The organism is Flavisolibacter nicotianae, assembly GCF_003628535.1.
GTDB lineage: Bacteria > Bacteroidota > Bacteroidia > Chitinophagales > Chitinophagaceae > Flavisolibacter > Flavisolibacter nicotianae.
Genome location: NZ_RBCI01000003.1, coordinates 480466 through 495280 on the forward strand (window position 1 = coordinate 480466; position 14815 = coordinate 495280).

The following is a 14815-nucleotide window of genomic DNA, read 5'->3' on the forward strand; positions in this document are numbered from 1 at the left end:
CTCCTAGTGCAAAGGGAAGGCATATACGTAAACGGGATTGCCTTGTATTTGCCTTCTCTCCATTTTGCCAACGCCGAAAAATTTGTGGTCTGTTTATAGGTTACAGCAATGAGGAAGAAAGTTCTCTCCTTGCGGAGCGGCCCGTGGGTTACAGGATTTCCGTTGCCTTGCTTTGTTTTATTTTTCGTCTTTCCAGGTATTTGGCCCGGATCACATCCTGCACTTTTTGCCCGCTGATCTTGCTTTCGAGCCAGGAAATAATATCCAGGTAGGCAAAGGCCCGGCTTTCGAATTTGTTGTTCTCGATCTGTTTCAGCTTGGCGAGGAGTTTTTCAAACTCCGGTTTCAGTTCCCTTGGGGAGAGATTGAAGGCCTTGCGCAAAAACTGGAAAATCTCTTCTTCCACCAGGCTCAAGTTCTCCATTTTGGCCATAAAGCGGTACACTGATTTGGTGAGGTATTCCAGCAGGTCGTAATTGCCCAGTTCGTAGTGCGCAATCAGGTGCAGAAGACGGGCATAGCATTGCAGGTCGTTGCGGAGATTGAGTTTCCAGTTGATGATCTTCGTAAGAAAGGTCACGGTATTGTCGTAATCGCCGCTGCCGAAGTAGAGAGATGCAATCTTGTAATAGAACACCAGCACCCGGTGCGTGTCGAGGTAAAGCGAGTATTCTTTGAGTTTTTCGGTAATGTGCGGAACGATCTTCAGCCCTTCGTCGAAAGTGCCCTGCATGAAATGCCGGTTGATTTCCGCCGTATACAGGTACACAAAGACCTGGATCGAATTGTTCTCGCTGTTTTTGACAAAATCGTTTTGCGCAAACTTTTCAAAGGTTTGCAGTGTTTTTTCGAATTTTTCGTAATTGCGCAAATCAAAATGGGCGCTGATCAGGTTGTGCATGCCCCGGATGTAGTGCCCGGTTTCCACCTGGATCATGGATGGCTCTTCGTGAAAAACATCCACCCACTTCTGGGTGTAACGGTAGTACATCAGGTAGTCGAGACGAATAAAGGCATACCAGCAATAACTCTGGTAGAGGTAAAGCTTCTGGTAAAAGCCCTTGAGGCTGGAGGGTTCGTGCGGCACGCTGTGCTGGAAAAAAAGATTGAGAGCGTCTTCGTCGGCCGGGTTGCGCACATGGCCGTGATTGATGTACCAGCCATAGAGTTCAAGCGCCAGGTTGGAAAGATGATTGGTCAGCGCCAGTTCATCCATTAGCCCGCTTGACTCTTCGGCCAGTTGCCTGGCCCTGTCCTTGAGGCTGCGGGTGATATGGAGGGCTTCGATTTTCTTTTCCAGGAAAATTGCCTGGAGCAGGAAGCTGTCCTGGTGGCGGGCCCGTGCATTCTCCTTTGTCTTTTCCAGGGCCTTCAGGCTTTGCAGGTAAAGGCCTTTGTTGTAAAGGATCCGGGCATAATCAAGCTGTTCGTGAAGCTGGATGTCGATGTTGTTGTTGCTTTCCAGCAGGCGAAGGCTGGCGAGGATCTGTTTGTACAGGTGTGCTTTCCGGTTGGCCAGTTGCTCTTTTTTGGTGAACTGTAATTTCTTCAACAAAGCGCCTTCATCGTACTCCTGCATCTTGTCGATGGCATCGAACAACTGGATGATCTTTAGGTCTTCGTTGGAGGAGTTTCGCTTTACATAGAGCTTGAAATTGCGTTTTTCGCCTTTTTGAAGCGAGTGAATGAGCTGGAAAAGTGTATCGGCCGACCGGCTAGGCATCATATAATGTTTTAGGTCAAATGCTGGATGGGTAAGGGTTTCAGCGAACGGTTTCCTATTTCATGGATGCAAAATAGGTACTATTTTGTTTTCCCGCCCCATCTGCGCTAAGGTACTTTTAAAGACGGTTTGCCTTTGTCGCAAACAGAAATTACCACAATTTATTCCGAGATAACGTATGGCCGACAATAAGATATTCATTTTCGATACGACGCTACGGGACGGGGAGCAGGTGCCGGGTTGTAAGCTGAATACAACAGAAAAGGTTGCCCTTGCCCTTGAACTGGAGCGCCTCGGCGTCGACATCATCGAGGCGGGTTTTCCCATCTCCAGTCCCGGCGACTACGAAAGTGTGAACCAGATCTCTCAAAACGTTCGGGAAGCCACTATCTGTGCGCTCAGCCGCGCCGTGAAGAAAGACATTGAAGTGGCGGCGCAGGCACTGAAATACGCCAAGCGTCCCCGCATTCATACCGGTATCGGGACCTCCGATTTTCACATCAAAAGCAAGTTCAATTCGACCCGCGAAGAGATTTTGGAAAGAGCGGTTCAGTGCGTGGCCTGGGCCCGCAATTTTACCGACGACGTGGAGTTTTATGCCGAAGATGCCGGCCGCACCGACAATGAATACCTGGCAAAGGTGGTGGAAGCGGTGATTGCTGCGGGGGCCACCACTGTGAACATCCCGGATACGACCGGATACTGCCTGCCTGGCCAATACGGCGAAAAGATCGCTTTTTTAAAAAACAACGTTTCCAACATCGATAAAGCGGTGATCTCCTGCCATTGTCACAATGACCTGGGCCTGGCCACCGCCAACTCCATTGCCGGCGTCATCGCGGGTGCCCGCCAGATCGAGTGCACCATTAACGGCCTGGGCGAAAGAGCAGGCAACACCTCGCTTGAAGAAGTGGTGATGATCCTGAAGCAGCACAAGCACCTGGATTTGCATACGAACGTCAATGCGCAATTGCTGAACCCGATCAGCCGCCTGGTTGCCGATACCATGCGTATGCCGGTGCAGCCCAACAAAGCCATTGTCGGCGCCAATGCCTTCTCGCATTCCTCGGGCATCCACCAGGATGGTTTTTTGAAAGATGCACTGACGTACGAAATCATCAATCCCGAAGAAGTGGGGGCGGAGCAAAGCAAGATCGTGCTGACGGCAAGAAGCGGCCGCAGCGCATTGGCCTACCGCCTGCAAAAACTGGGCTTCCAGTTTAACCGCAATGACGTGGATGCGTTGTACCAGTCATTTTTACAGGTGGCTGATGTGAAAAAAGAAGTAAAGGACGAAGATCTTTTACAGATGGCAAACGAATATCAACCACAAACAGAAGTAGCGTAAGCCACTGCACCTCTAACGAAGGGAGTAGCTAACGCATAAACCCAATAAATGCAGGACGCTAATCACCATAGCACTTCATCACAAAGCGGGGCTTCGCAGCCCGGCCACTCTCCCCGTGGGGATGCGGGGGGGCTGAAGATCGCAGTGATCAATGGTGATGGGATTGGACCAGAAGTCACGGCCCAGGCTATCAAAGTGCTCGACGCCGTTGGTGAGCGGTTTGGCCACAAGTTCCACTACAGCCATGGCCTGATGGGTGCCGACGCCATTGACAAAACCGGCAACCCGTTGCCTGATGCCACCCTGGAGCTCTGCGGGCAAAGCGATGCCATTCTTTTCGGCGCCATCGGTCATCCCAAATACGACAATGATCCCACGGCGAAGGTTCGTCCCGAACAGGGCCTGTTGAAATTGCGCAAGTCACTTCAGCTCTTTGCCAATATTCGCCCGGTCAATACCTATCCCAGTCTTCACCACCTTTCGCCACTGAAGCAGGATCGCCTTGAGGACGTGGACTTCGTCATCTACCGCGAATTAACGGGTGGTATCTATTTCGGTAAAAAAGAATTGAGTGCGGATGGTTCGGAAGCTTCAGACCTGTGTGCTTACAACCGTTCCGAAATCGAACGCATTGCACACCTGGCCTTCCAGGCAGCGCAGCAAAGGAGAAAAAAATTAACACTGGTCGATAAAGCCAACGTCCTGGAAACCTCCAGGCTGTGGCGCAAAGTGGTGCAGGACGTAGCGCCATCGTATGCGGATGTTGCGGTTGATTTCCTGTTCGTGGACAACGCGGCCATGCAAATCATCGTGAACCCGAAACAGTTTGACGTGATGCTCACCGAAAATATGTTTGGTGACATTATCTCTGATGAAGCCAGTGTGATCAGCGGTTCGCTCGGCATGTTACCATCGGCCTCAGTGGGCACGCATACCGCCATGTTTGAACCCATTCACGGTTCTTACCCGCAGGCCGCCGGCAAGGATATCGCCAACCCAGTTGGCTCGATCCTGTCCGCTGCGATGCTGCTCGATTATTTCAATCTCTATGAAGAAGCAACGTCGGTGCGCAATGCTGTGAAGTGGGCACTCGACTCCAAATTCGTTACCAAAGACATTGACCCGATCAATTATTACTTCACGTCCACGGTGGGGGATTTGATCAGCGATTATGTTGCCGGACGGGTTCCGAATGATATCAATCAGTTGAACGTTGAACTGCGAAAATCAACGCTGATTTAAGGGACGCTGACATTGCTGCTTTTCTTGCTAACGGTTGCTTGCTTTGAACATATTCGTTCCACGAATTAAAAAGAAACCTATGTACTACAACGAAGACACGATTGTTTATTACAATGGCGAGTTTGTAAAAGCCACCGAAGCAAAAGGCAACGTTTACGATCAGTCGTTGCATTACGGCTACGCCGTATTTGAAGGAATCCGGTCCTATACCACCCACAACGGAACAAAAATTTTTAAGGCGAAGGAACACTTCAACCGGATGCAATTCTCCTGTGAAAGTATTGGGATCCCTTACACCTTCAACAACCAGGAACTGATCGATATTTCGTACGAAGTACTGCGGCGCAACAATCTCAGCGACGCGTATATCCGTCCGCTGGTGACCTGCACGCCCAACATGCAGCTCACAAAAGGTAGAGAAGCGCAGCTTTTGATCTGTGCGTGGGAGTGGGGTGCTTACCTGGGAGAGAAGTTGCTGCGATTGACGACCTCTTCTTACCGCCGCATTACACCGGCCTGCTTTAAGGTAGAAGCAAAAGTTTCCGGCCACTACATTAATTCCATCATGGCCACGCAGGAAGCTAAAGACAAAGGGTTTGATGAAGCGCTTTTGCTTGATGTAAATGGCTTTGTCGCCGAAGGCCCCGGTGCCAATATTTTCTTTGAGGTTGACGGCGTGTTGCACACACCGCAACTGGGCAGCATTCTTCCCGGCATTACCCGCGCCACTGTTTTGGACATCTGCAACGACCTGGGTATCGAGGTTGTTCAGCGGCAAATCAAACCCGAAGAAGTGAAGGGAGCCGACGGTTCGTTCATGTGCGGTACGGCAGCCGAAGTAATCGGTATTCAATCCCTCGATGACGTTGCCTTTACAAAACCCTGGAGCGAAACCCTGGGCGCACGGATCCAGAAAGCCTACAAAAATCTTGTACTGGAAAAAGAATACAACACTGTTTTGAAAGTCGCATGAGTGAACTGAATAAATATAGCAAGACCCTTACGCAGGATGAAACACAGCCTGCGGCCCAGGCCATGCTTTACGGCATTGGCCTGACGGATGAAGACCTGGAAAAAGCGCAGGTTGGCATCGCCAGCATGGGCTACGATGGCAACACCTGCAACATGCACCTGAACGATTTGGCAAAGCTTGTCAAACAAGGCGTGTGGGACAGCGACCTGGTAGGCCTGATCTTTAACACCATTGGTGTAAGCGATGGCATGAGCAACGGAACGGATGGCATGCGCTACTCTCTCGTGAGCCGCGACATCATTGCCGACTCGATCGAAGCCGTTTGCGGTGCCCAATACTACGATGGCCTGATTGCGCTGCCGGGTTGCGATAAAAATATGCCGGGCTCGCTCATCGCCATGGGACGTCTTAACCGGCCTTCCATTATGGTGTACGGCGGAACGATTGCACCGGGCCATTACAACGGCCAGGACCTGAATATCGTGTCTGCCTTTGAAGCACTCGGGCAAAAGATTGCCGGCAAGATCACGGAAGAAGATTTCCGTTGCGTGGTAAAAGCGTCCTGTCCCGGTGCCGGCGCCTGTGGCGGCATGTACACTGCCAACACGATGGCCGCTGCGATTGAAGCCTTGGGCATGAGCCTTCCGTATTCGTCTTCCAACCCGGCCATCAGCCCGGAGAAAAAAGAGGAATGCCTGGCCGCCGGAAAAGCGATCCGCAACCTGTTGGAAAAAGACATCAAGCCAAAAGATATCATGACCCGCAAGGCATTTGAAAATGCCATCACGGTCATCATGGTTTTGGGCGGGTCTACCAACGCGGTGCTGCACCTGATCGCCATGGCGAAAAGCGTGGATGTTGACCTGACACAGGATGACTTCCAGGCCATCAGCAACCGTGTTCCTGTGTTGGCCGATTTTAAACCGAGCGGCAAATATTTAATGCAGGACCTGCACCAGTACGGCGGTGTTCCTATAGTGATGAAATACCTGTTGGAGCAAGGCTTTTTGCACGGCGATTGTTTGACTGTAACCGGTAAAACGGTTGCCGAAAACCTGGCCGATGTGCCTTCGCTGGATTTTGAAAAACAGCCGATTGTTCAGCCGGTTTCGTCCCCGGTTAAGAAAACAGGTCATCTGCAGATCCTTTATGGCAACCTGGCTGAAGGCGGAAGCGTGGCCAAGATCAGCGGCAAAGAAGGCGAACGCTTCGAAGGCCCCGCACGGGTTTTCGATGGCGAGCATGAACTGATCGCCGGCATCAACTCCGGGAAGATCAAGCCGGGTGACGTGGTGGTGATACGATACGTCGGTCCGAAAGGCGGCCCGGGCATGCCCGAAATGCTGAAGCCAACGTCTGCCATCATTGGCGCCGGTTTAGGCAAATCCGTTGCGCTGATCACCGACGGTCGTTTCAGTGGCGGTACGCATGGTTTTGTGGTGGGACACATCACACCCGAAGCCTACGATGGCGGCACCATTGCCCTGGTGAAAGACAATGACATCATCGAGCTGGATGCCACCAATAACACCATCACCCTGAACGTTCCGGACGAAGAGATTGCACAGCGCCGGAAGGCCTGGAGACAACCCGAATTAAAAGCAACTAAAGGAATTCTATTTAAATATGCAAGACACGTTAAAACAGCCGCAGAAGGATGCGTTACTGACGAAGACTGAAAGCATTAGCGGTTCCGAAGCCGTAATGCGTGCCTTTGTTGAAGAAGGAGTGGAGACCATTTTTGGTTACCCCGGTGGCGCCATCATGCCGATTTACGATGCGTTGTACGACTACCAGCAAAACCTGGAACACATTCTCGTCCGCCACGAGCAGGGAGCGATCCATGCAGCACAAGGGTATGCGAGAACGTCGGGTCGTACGGGTGTCGTGTTTGCTACCAGTGGTCCCGGCGCCACGAACCTGGTCACCGGTCTCGCCGATGCGTTGATCGACAGTACGCCTTTGGTCTGCATCACCGGCCAGGTGTTTGCGCATTTGCTGGGGACTGATGCCTTCCAGGAAACGGATATCATCAACATCACTACTCCTTGCACTAAATGGAATTACCAGGTAACGGATGCCAACGAAATTCCGGCTGTTCTAGCAAAAGCGTTTTTCATTGCCAACAGCGGCCGTCCCGGCCCCGTGTTGATCGATATTACGAAGAATGCGCAGGTGCAAAAATTTGATTATAGCGGCTACGAGAAGTGCAACTTCATTCGCAGCTACCGGCCAAAGCCAATCGTTCGCAAAGAATATATTGAGCAGGCGGCGCAACTGATCAACGAAGCCAAAAAGCCATTTGTCATCTTTGGACAAGGCGTGATTTTGGGCAAGGCCGAAAAAGAATTCAAGGCCTTCATTGAAAAAGCCGGCATACCGACTGCGTGGACCATTATGGGTTTAAGCGCCCTGCCTTCGAATCACCCGCTGAACGTGGGGATGCTGGGCATGCACGGCAACTATGCGCCCAATGTGCTTACCAACGACTGCGATGTATTGATCGCCGTGGGCATGCGTTTCGATGACCGCGTAACCGGCCGTTTGGATAAATACGCACGGCAGGCGAAGGTGATCCACCTTGACATTGACCCGGCTGAAATTGATAAGAATGTAAAAACAACGGTTCCGGTTTGGGGCGATTGCAAGGAAACGCTTCCCCTGTTAACAGAACTGGTGCAATTCCGCAATCACGCCGCGTGGATTCAACGATTCAAAGAATTGGAGCAGGAAGAAATTGATGCTTGTATTTACAAGGAACTGAATCCGACGGGCGATGAACTGACGATGGGCGAAGTCATCAAAGTTCTGAATGAACTGACCAACGGTGAGGCGGTGCTGGTAACCGATGTGGGGCAGCACCAGATGGTGACCTGTCGCTATGCAAAGTTTATCCAATCAAAAAGCAATATTACATCGGGTGGCCTGGGAACAATGGGCTTTGCATTACCCGCCGCTATCGGTGCCAAGTTTGGTGCACCGGATAGAACTGTGGTGGCTATTATCGGTGACGGTGGTTTCCAGATGACAATCCAGGAACTGGGCACCATTATGCAAACCGGCATCAATGTAAAGCTGCTCATCCTGAACAACTCCTTCCTTGGCATGGTACGCCAGTGGCAGGAACTGTTCCATAGCAAGCGCTATTCCTTTGTTGATATTACCAGCCCCGATTTTGTGCTGGTCGCAAAAGGCTACCGCATCGAAGGACAGCGTGTTGCCGACAGAGCCGGCTTGCGGGATGCCCTGAAAGCCATGCTGGAGCACGACGGCTCTTACCTGCTCGAAGTGATGGTAGGCAAAGAAAACAACGTGTTCCCGATGGTGGAAGCGGGCACCAGTGTTAGTGAAATACGTCTTAAATAAACGGCCATGAACAAACAGGAATTTACCATTACGGTATATACGGAAAATCAGATCGGTTTGTTGAATCGTATCGCGATCATTTTTTCCCGCCGCAAGATCAACATCGAAAGCATGAACAGTTCTCCTTCCGAGATCGACGGCATTCATCGCTTCACGATCGTGATGAACGAAACCGAAGAAGTGGTGCGCAAACTGGTGCGCCAGATTGAAAAGCAGGTGGATGTTTTGAAAGCGTATTACAATACCGGCGACGAGATCGTGTGGCAGGAACTGGCACTGTACAAAGTGCCCACCGATGAAATTGCGGAGAAGGTAAAGGTGGAAAGGCTGCTGCGTGAATTTGGCGCAAGGGCCGTCGTGATCCGGAAAGATTATACGGTCTTTGAAACAACCGGGCACCGGGAGGAAACAGACAAACTGATTAAAGTTTTGGAGCCCTATGGCCTGATCGAATTTGTTCGCAGCGCCAGGGTTGCCATCATCAAGGAAAGCAATGGCTTCCACGAAAAATTGAAAGAGTTTGAAGAACTCAATCCGTCGGTGGAAGTCGTGGCAAACGAATACCTGAACAAGCAGGAGGAAGTCTTTGATATGTAGCTGTCGGAGATCAGCAATCGGCGATCAAAAAACAGATAAATAACACAAATAAACAGGATGCTCTCCTGCTGAAAGCCGACGGCAAATAGCGGAGAGCGAATAAACTCAATTCATCATCAACAAAAACAATAACAATGGCAAAATTAAATTTCGGTGGTGTGGAAGAAAACGTCGTCACTCGTGAGGAGTTTCCTCTTTCAAAAGCACAGCAGGTTTTACAAAACGAAGTCGTTGCCGTGATCGGTTACGGCGTACAGGGTCCCGGCCAGGCATTGAACCAGAAAGAAAACGGCATCAATGTGATCGTGGGTCAGCGCAAAAATTCCAAATCGTGGGATAAAGCGGTGAAAGACGGTTTTGTTCCCGGCGAAACGCTTTTTGAAATCGAGGAGGCCCTAGAAAGAGGCACCATCATTTGCTATTTGTTGAGCGATGCCGCACAAATTGCCCTGTGGCCAACCGTGAAAAAACATTTGACGCCGGGTAAAGCCCTCTATTTCTCTCACGGTTTTGGTATTACCTACAACGACCAGACGGGTATCGTTCCGCCAAAAGATGTCGATGTGTTCCTGGTAGCACCGAAAGGTTCGGGTACATCGCTGCGCAGGATGTTCCTCCAGGGTCGTGGCCTGAACAGCAGCTACGCTATCTTCCAGGACGCAACAGGCCGTGCCTGGGAAAGAGTGGTGGCACTGGGTATCGCCATCGGTAGCGGCTACCTGTTCGAAACCGATTTCAAAAAAGAAGTTTACAGTGACCTGACCGGCGAACGCGGTACGCTGATGGGCGCCATCCAGGGAATCTTCGCTGCGCAATACGAGGTGCTGCGCTCCAAAGGCCACACACCGTCTGAAGCGTTCAACGAAACCGTTGAAGAGTTGACGCAGTCCCTGATGCCACTGGTGGCAGAAAACGGTATGGACTGGATGTATGCCAACTGTTCGACAACAGCACAACGCGGCGCCCTTGACTGGTGGAAGAAGTTCCGTGATGCCACAGCGCCTGTGTTTAAAGAATTGTATGAAAGCGTTGCCGCCGGCAAAGAAGCGGCTCGTTCTATCGAAAGCAATTCAAAGGCCGATTACCGCGAAAAGCTGGAAGAGGAACTGAAAGAGCTTCGCGAAAGCGAATTGTGGCAGGCCGGTAAAACTGTTCGCAGTCTTCGCCCAGAAAATCAAAAACCCGCCGATCAGAATACATCGGCAGGTGCAGAAGAAAAGCGCCATCAAAAAGTAAAGTTCACTTCTCCTCTTTACCGGGATTAATACGATATCCACAATACCGGAATTGAACTATCAACAAGCGGTTGAACGACTGAAGCCGGTGGTGACAAGAACACCACTGGCTTACAGTCGCAACCTGTCGCGCCGCTATGGTTGCGAAGTGTACCTGAAGCGGGAAGACATGCAGGTTGTCCGTTCGTATAAATTGCGCGGCGCCTTTAACCTGATGAGCAGCTTGCCTACCGAACAGTTGCAAAAAGGTGTTGTGTGCGCCAGTGCCGGTAACCATGCACAGGGCTTTGCATTTTCATGCAAAAAACTGCGGGTGAAAGGCACCGTGTTTATGCCGGTAATCACCCCGCAGCAAAAAGTACAGCAAACAAAATTGTTTGGTGAAGATTCCGTCGACATCAAATTAACCGGCGATACGTTTGACGACTGCGCCATTACGGCCAAGGAATTCACGTTGCAAAACGGCCTTACGTTTATCCCGCCTTTCGACGACTACCGCATCATTGAAGGCCAGGCCACGGTGGGTGTCGAAATCCTGGAAGACCAGTCTGAAATTGATTTTTTGTTCATGCCATTGGGCGGCGGCGGCTTAAGTGCCGGCGTAGGCTCTTACTTTAAAACCTTTTCTCCCAAAACAAGAATTATTGGCCTGGAACCGCAGGGCGCACCCAGTATGACGGCGGCTCTGGCTGCCGGGCACCCGGTTACCATTGAAAACATTGAACGGTTTGTCGATGGTGCTGCGGTGAAAAGAATTGGTGAGATTACGTTTTCCATTTGCAAAGAAGTGCTGGATGAAATGCACCTGGTGCCGGAAGGAAAGGTGTGCACCACCATCCTGCAATTATACAATGAAGAAGCTATTGTGGTCGAACCTGCGGGTGCGTTATCGATTGCGGCCCTGGATCATTATGCCGGCAAGATCAGGGGCAAAAAAGTTGTGTGCATCATCAGCGGCGGTAACAACGACATCGACCGGATGCAGGAGATCAAGGAACGCTCTCTCCAGTACGAAGGTTTAAAACATTATTTCCTGATTCGGTTTGCGCAACGCCCCGGCGCACTGAAAGAATTTGTCAACCACGTGTTGGGCCCGAATGACGATATCACCCGTTTTGAATACATACAAAAGCACGACAAGGAAACCGGGCCTGCCCTGGTGGGAGTAGAGTTAAAGTCACGGGAAGATTACGACACGCTTCTACAGAATTTGGAAAAATACCGTTTCAATTTTACAGAACTGAATAAGGACGATAACCTGTTTGGTTACCTTGTATAGTCTGCTTCTTGCGGCGCGGCGCTGTGCATTTGCTCGCTTCCGAAGTAAAATTCCCTGCAGTATTTGTTGGCAGCCCTTGTGCGATTTTCACCTTAAATGAGGCACATTTTTGTGCAGCCTTCCGCCTTTTTTATTTCCCGCATCTTGTCGACGTCTCGTGTTTTTGCCGTAACACTTACCTGTGTTGCCCTTTCTGAAAGATGGAAGTGAACGTGTGAATGTTTTCTTGCAACACCCGCAACCGGCTATCTCCTCGTTTGCTTTTTGTAAGGTTTGCAGGGGAAGCTGCGGCGCATCTCTGTTGTGATTTTTTAGGTTACGACCGATCTTATTGACGCGTCAGCCAGCAATAAAAAAGCCCACTTAGAAAAGTGGGCTTTACGCAGCTATGGAACAATGAACAAACTAAACGCGTTGCTTTTCGACTCCGTTAGATTGGCGGAGGCGCACTTGTTCAGCTTCTTCAGCAAATGATTCTGATTCGATCAGCGTGTTGCTGCCATCCCTGTTGGTAACCAGCAGTGTACCCTGAACGTATTTTTCATCGTGCTGGCTGGCATCCAGGCCGGCTTCTTCATCCTCGTCGGATACACGCAGCGGAACAATGAAATTGATGAATTTGAAAATGATGAAGGAAACGGTAAAGCTGTAGGCGACGGCAATTACCATGGCTTTGGCCTGTGTCAAAAAGAATGCAAAATTGCCAAGCGCCCAGCCGTCTGAACCGGCTGCATTCACTGCTTTGGTGGCAAACACACCGGTGAGCAACATACCAACCATACCCCCGATACCATGGCAGGGAAATACGTCCAGCGTGTCATCCAGCGAGGAACGGGACTTGATCTGTACAGCGATGTTGGAAATGACCGATGCAATAAAGCCGATGAAGATGCTTTGCGGAATGGCTACAAAACCAGCTCCTGGTGTAATGGCAACCAGGCCAACAACGGCACCCACGCAAAAGCCAACGACCGATGGCTTTTTGCCTCTCAACACATCAAAAAACATCCAGGACAAACCGGCTGCGGCAGCGGCGGTATTGGTGGTGGAAAAAGCAGAAACAGCCAGCGCATTAGCACCCAGTGCCGATCCGGCATTGAATCCAAACCATCCAAACCACAGGAGACCGGTACCAATCAGAACATACGGGATGTTGGCGGGCTCGTGTGCATGTCCATGAATGTGTGACTTGCGACGCTTCAGCACCAGTGCTCCGGCCAGGGCAGCACAACCTGCCGAGATATGTACAACCGTGCCTCCGGCAAAGTCAAGGGCTCCCATTTTAAACAGGAAGCCATCGGGGTGCCAGCTCCAGTGTGCCAGGGGTGCATAAACGAGAAGGCTGAACAAAATGGTAAAGATGACATAAGCCTGGAAGCGCATCCGCTCTGCAATGGCACCAACCACCAGGCCCGGCGTGATGATGGCAAACATCAGCTGGAACATGGAGAACAATGGTTTGGGGATACTGGGCGCCAGCGACCAGGGTTCGCCGGATGCCACGCCTTTATAAAAGAGGTGAGTCGCCGGGTTGCCGATAATACCTTTGATAGATGTGCCGAAGCTGAGGCTATAACCGACAATGATCCACAAGACTCCAACCAGGCCGGCAGCCACCACGCTTTTCATCATCGTGGACAGCACGTTTTTGCGGTTGACCATTCCACCATAGAAAAAGGCGAGGCCTGGTGTCATCAGGAAAACGAGGGCTGTGGCCACCAGGATCCAGGCGGTATCGGCGCCATTGTATTTTCCATCATCGAAATTGGGTAAGGCCTTTACGAAAGTGGCAGCGATTGCAATGGCTGCCAGGATTAGAAAGGGCAGAGCTGCTTTTAGTTTGAGTTTGTTCATGTTCTTTGTTTTTAGTTATACGTTGATGTTTTTAAAAGGAATAGACAGCGGCCAGTAAGACGTTTGCAGCCGTTTTCGTAGCGTCACCATTGCTTTTGGTGAAAAGAAGTTTGTTGGATGCATCAATCCGGAATTCGGGGATGATGGTCAGGTTCTCGGCTTTGATCTGGGCCGAAAGGGTGGTGGCGAAAATATTTCCATCGCCGGCCAGACCGCCGTATCGCAATCCATTTTTGTCGCTGAAATATTCGCCGCGAAGTGTAAAGCCCAGGCTTGAGGTGGGATCAATGTTGGCGTATAATCCGGCGGCCCACCAGTTCTTGTTTTGATCAAACTGGTCTTTTCCCACGTATTTTTTCAGGCTGCTGACCGTGCCATCGAAAGCCAGACTGAATTTGCTGCTTACTTTGCTGGTCAGCACCAGGTCAACTTGTTTGGATTTGGACGTGTCCAGGCCCTGTCCTCCAACATAGTTCAAATAGCCTTTGAAAATGTCGCCGCCTGAAAAGCTGTACTGGGCAAGAAGGAATTTTTTATTCATGAACCCGTCGGGCACATATTTGAAATCGGTCGGGTTGGCGACACCGATCATAAATCCGCTTTTCCCCGCTGTAATTTCAGCCTTGATGCCGGTGTGGAAGAAGGGGCCGTTGGTGAACATGTAGGACATGCTGTAATTGCGGTTGGCATAGGCGTCTACCAGTTCATAGCCTACGTGGGTGGCCCAGCTTCCCGCCGTTAGTTTCAGCCAGCTATTGGCAGCATACGAAAGATAAAGTTGTTTGACCGCCGCGAGGATCCCCGCATCATTGTAAGAAAATTCCTGGGCTCTTTTGCCAAAGCCAAGGTCGGCGACCATTTCTACCTTGCTGGCTTTGTAATCGAATTTGACACTGGCCATACCCAGTTCAAAACTGTTGTGTGAATTGGTGAAGGAGGTTAGGTTATTGGTTTTTGTTTTACCAAAATCGTATTTATAATATACGTCGGCCGACCCGTTAATTGCCAAAGAAGCTGTTTTGGTGCTGTCCTGCGCATTGGCCGACGAGAGGGCGGCCATGGCTAAAGACACTGAAAAAACTTTTCGTAACATTGCGTTGGTTTTTAATTGAAAAAAGAAAGGTATTGCTCGTCCGAAAGCTTGTTCCAGAAGCTTTGGGTTTCGCAAGCAATACCTTTTGTTTTGTTCGTTGAGTGA

At 50.6% G+C, this 14815-nt stretch carries 11 protein-coding genes; 8 read left to right on the forward strand and 3 right to left on the reverse strand.

All coding sequences use genetic code 11. The annotated features are described in order from the left end of the window. Nucleotides 1–148: 148 nt before the first annotated feature. Nucleotides 149–1726, reverse strand: a complete 1578-nt coding sequence (locus D6024_RS10505; RefSeq protein WP_317125269.1) for a hypothetical protein — start codon at nucleotides 1724–1726, stop codon at nucleotides 149–151. Between the two features lie 175 nt (nucleotides 1727–1901). Between D6024_RS10505 and D6024_RS10510 the strand changes: the two genes are divergently transcribed. From D6024_RS10510 to ilvA, 8 genes are all read left to right on the forward strand, one after another. Then, nucleotides 1902–3071, forward strand: a complete 1170-nt coding sequence (locus D6024_RS10510) for a 2-isopropylmalate synthase (protein WP_121354544.1) — start codon at nucleotides 1902–1904, stop codon at nucleotides 3069–3071. Between the two features lie 48 nt (nucleotides 3072–3119). Further along, nucleotides 3120–4313: a 3-isopropylmalate dehydrogenase gene (gene leuB, locus D6024_RS10515; protein WP_121354545.1), complete on the forward strand. Its 1194-nt coding sequence runs from the start codon at nucleotides 3120–3122 to the stop codon at nucleotides 4311–4313. 79 nt (nucleotides 4314–4392) lie between these two features. Beyond that, the gene (locus D6024_RS10520) at nucleotides 4393–5286 is read left to right on the forward strand and encodes a branched-chain amino acid transaminase (RefSeq protein ID WP_121354546.1); all 894 of its coding nucleotides are present in this window, start codon (nucleotides 4393–4395) and stop codon (nucleotides 5284–5286) included. Then, nucleotides 5283–6965: a dihydroxy-acid dehydratase gene (ilvD, locus tag D6024_RS10525; RefSeq protein WP_121354547.1), complete on the forward strand. Its 1683-nt coding sequence runs from the start codon at nucleotides 5283–5285 to the stop codon at nucleotides 6963–6965. The genes D6024_RS10520 and ilvD overlap by 4 nt, the downstream gene beginning before the upstream one ends. Next, a complete protein-coding gene (gene ilvB / locus D6024_RS10530; protein WP_121354548.1) occupies nucleotides 6913–8652 on the forward strand; it encodes a biosynthetic-type acetolactate synthase large subunit in 1740 nt (579 codons plus the stop codon). The genes ilvD and ilvB overlap by 53 nt, the downstream gene beginning before the upstream one ends. Before the next feature lie 6 nt (nucleotides 8653–8658). Then, on the forward strand, nucleotides 8659–9249 hold the full coding sequence (gene ilvN, locus D6024_RS10535) for an acetolactate synthase small subunit (protein ID WP_121354549.1): 591 nt from the start codon (nucleotides 8659–8661) through the stop codon (nucleotides 9247–9249). A gap of 134 nt (nucleotides 9250–9383) precedes the next feature. Then, nucleotides 9384–10514 (forward strand): ketol-acid reductoisomerase, encoded by a 1131-nt coding sequence (gene ilvC / locus D6024_RS10540; protein WP_240410009.1) that lies wholly within the window; start codon nucleotides 9384–9386, stop codon nucleotides 10512–10514. A gap of 22 nt (nucleotides 10515–10536) precedes the next feature. Beyond that, nucleotides 10537–11763: a threonine ammonia-lyase gene (gene ilvA, locus D6024_RS10545; RefSeq protein WP_240410010.1), complete on the forward strand. Its 1227-nt coding sequence runs from the start codon at nucleotides 10537–10539 to the stop codon at nucleotides 11761–11763. Nucleotides 11764–12168: 405 nt separating this feature from the next. Here ilvA and D6024_RS10550 read toward each other — a convergent pair whose 3' ends face one another. Next, the gene (locus D6024_RS10550; protein ID WP_121354551.1) at nucleotides 12169–13617 is read right to left on the reverse strand and encodes an ammonium transporter; all 1449 of its coding nucleotides are present in this window, start codon (nucleotides 13615–13617) and stop codon (nucleotides 12169–12171) included. A 31-nt stretch (nucleotides 13618–13648) separates the two neighbouring features. Then, on the reverse strand, nucleotides 13649–14710 hold the full coding sequence (locus D6024_RS10555) for an outer membrane beta-barrel protein (RefSeq protein WP_121354552.1): 1062 nt from the start codon (nucleotides 14708–14710) through the stop codon (nucleotides 13649–13651). Between the last annotated feature and the right edge of the window lie 105 nt (nucleotides 14711–14815).

Bases quoted from the DNA above. Each gene is read 5' to 3' on its own strand.
- ilvN (WP_121354549.1), top strand. From the start codon at position 8,659: ATGAACAAACAGGAATTTACCATTACGGTATATACGGAAAATCAGATC.
- ilvC (WP_240410009.1), top strand. From the start codon at position 9,384: ATGGCAAAATTAAATTTCGGTGGTGTGGAAGAAAACGTCGTCACTCGT.
- D6024_RS10555 (WP_121354552.1), bottom strand. From the start codon at position 14,710: ATGTTACGAAAAGTTTTTTCAGTGTCTTTAGCCATGGCCGCCCTCTCG.
- leuB (WP_121354545.1), top strand. From the start codon at position 3,120: ATGCAGGACGCTAATCACCATAGCACTTCATCACAAAGCGGGGCTTCG.
- D6024_RS10550 (WP_121354551.1), bottom strand. From the start codon at position 13,617: ATGAACAAACTCAAACTAAAAGCAGCTCTGCCCTTTCTAATCCTGGCA.
- D6024_RS10520 (WP_121354546.1), top strand. From the start codon at position 4,393: ATGTACTACAACGAAGACACGATTGTTTATTACAATGGCGAGTTTGTA.
- D6024_RS10510 (WP_121354544.1), top strand. From the start codon at position 1,902: ATGGCCGACAATAAGATATTCATTTTCGATACGACGCTACGGGACGGG.
- ilvD (WP_121354547.1), top strand. From the start codon at position 5,283: ATGAGTGAACTGAATAAATATAGCAAGACCCTTACGCAGGATGAAACA.
- D6024_RS10505 (WP_317125269.1), bottom strand. From the start codon at position 1,726: ATGATGCCTAGCCGGTCGGCCGATACACTTTTCCAGCTCATTCACTCG.
- ilvB (WP_121354548.1), top strand. From the start codon at position 6,913: ATGCAAGACACGTTAAAACAGCCGCAGAAGGATGCGTTACTGACGAAG.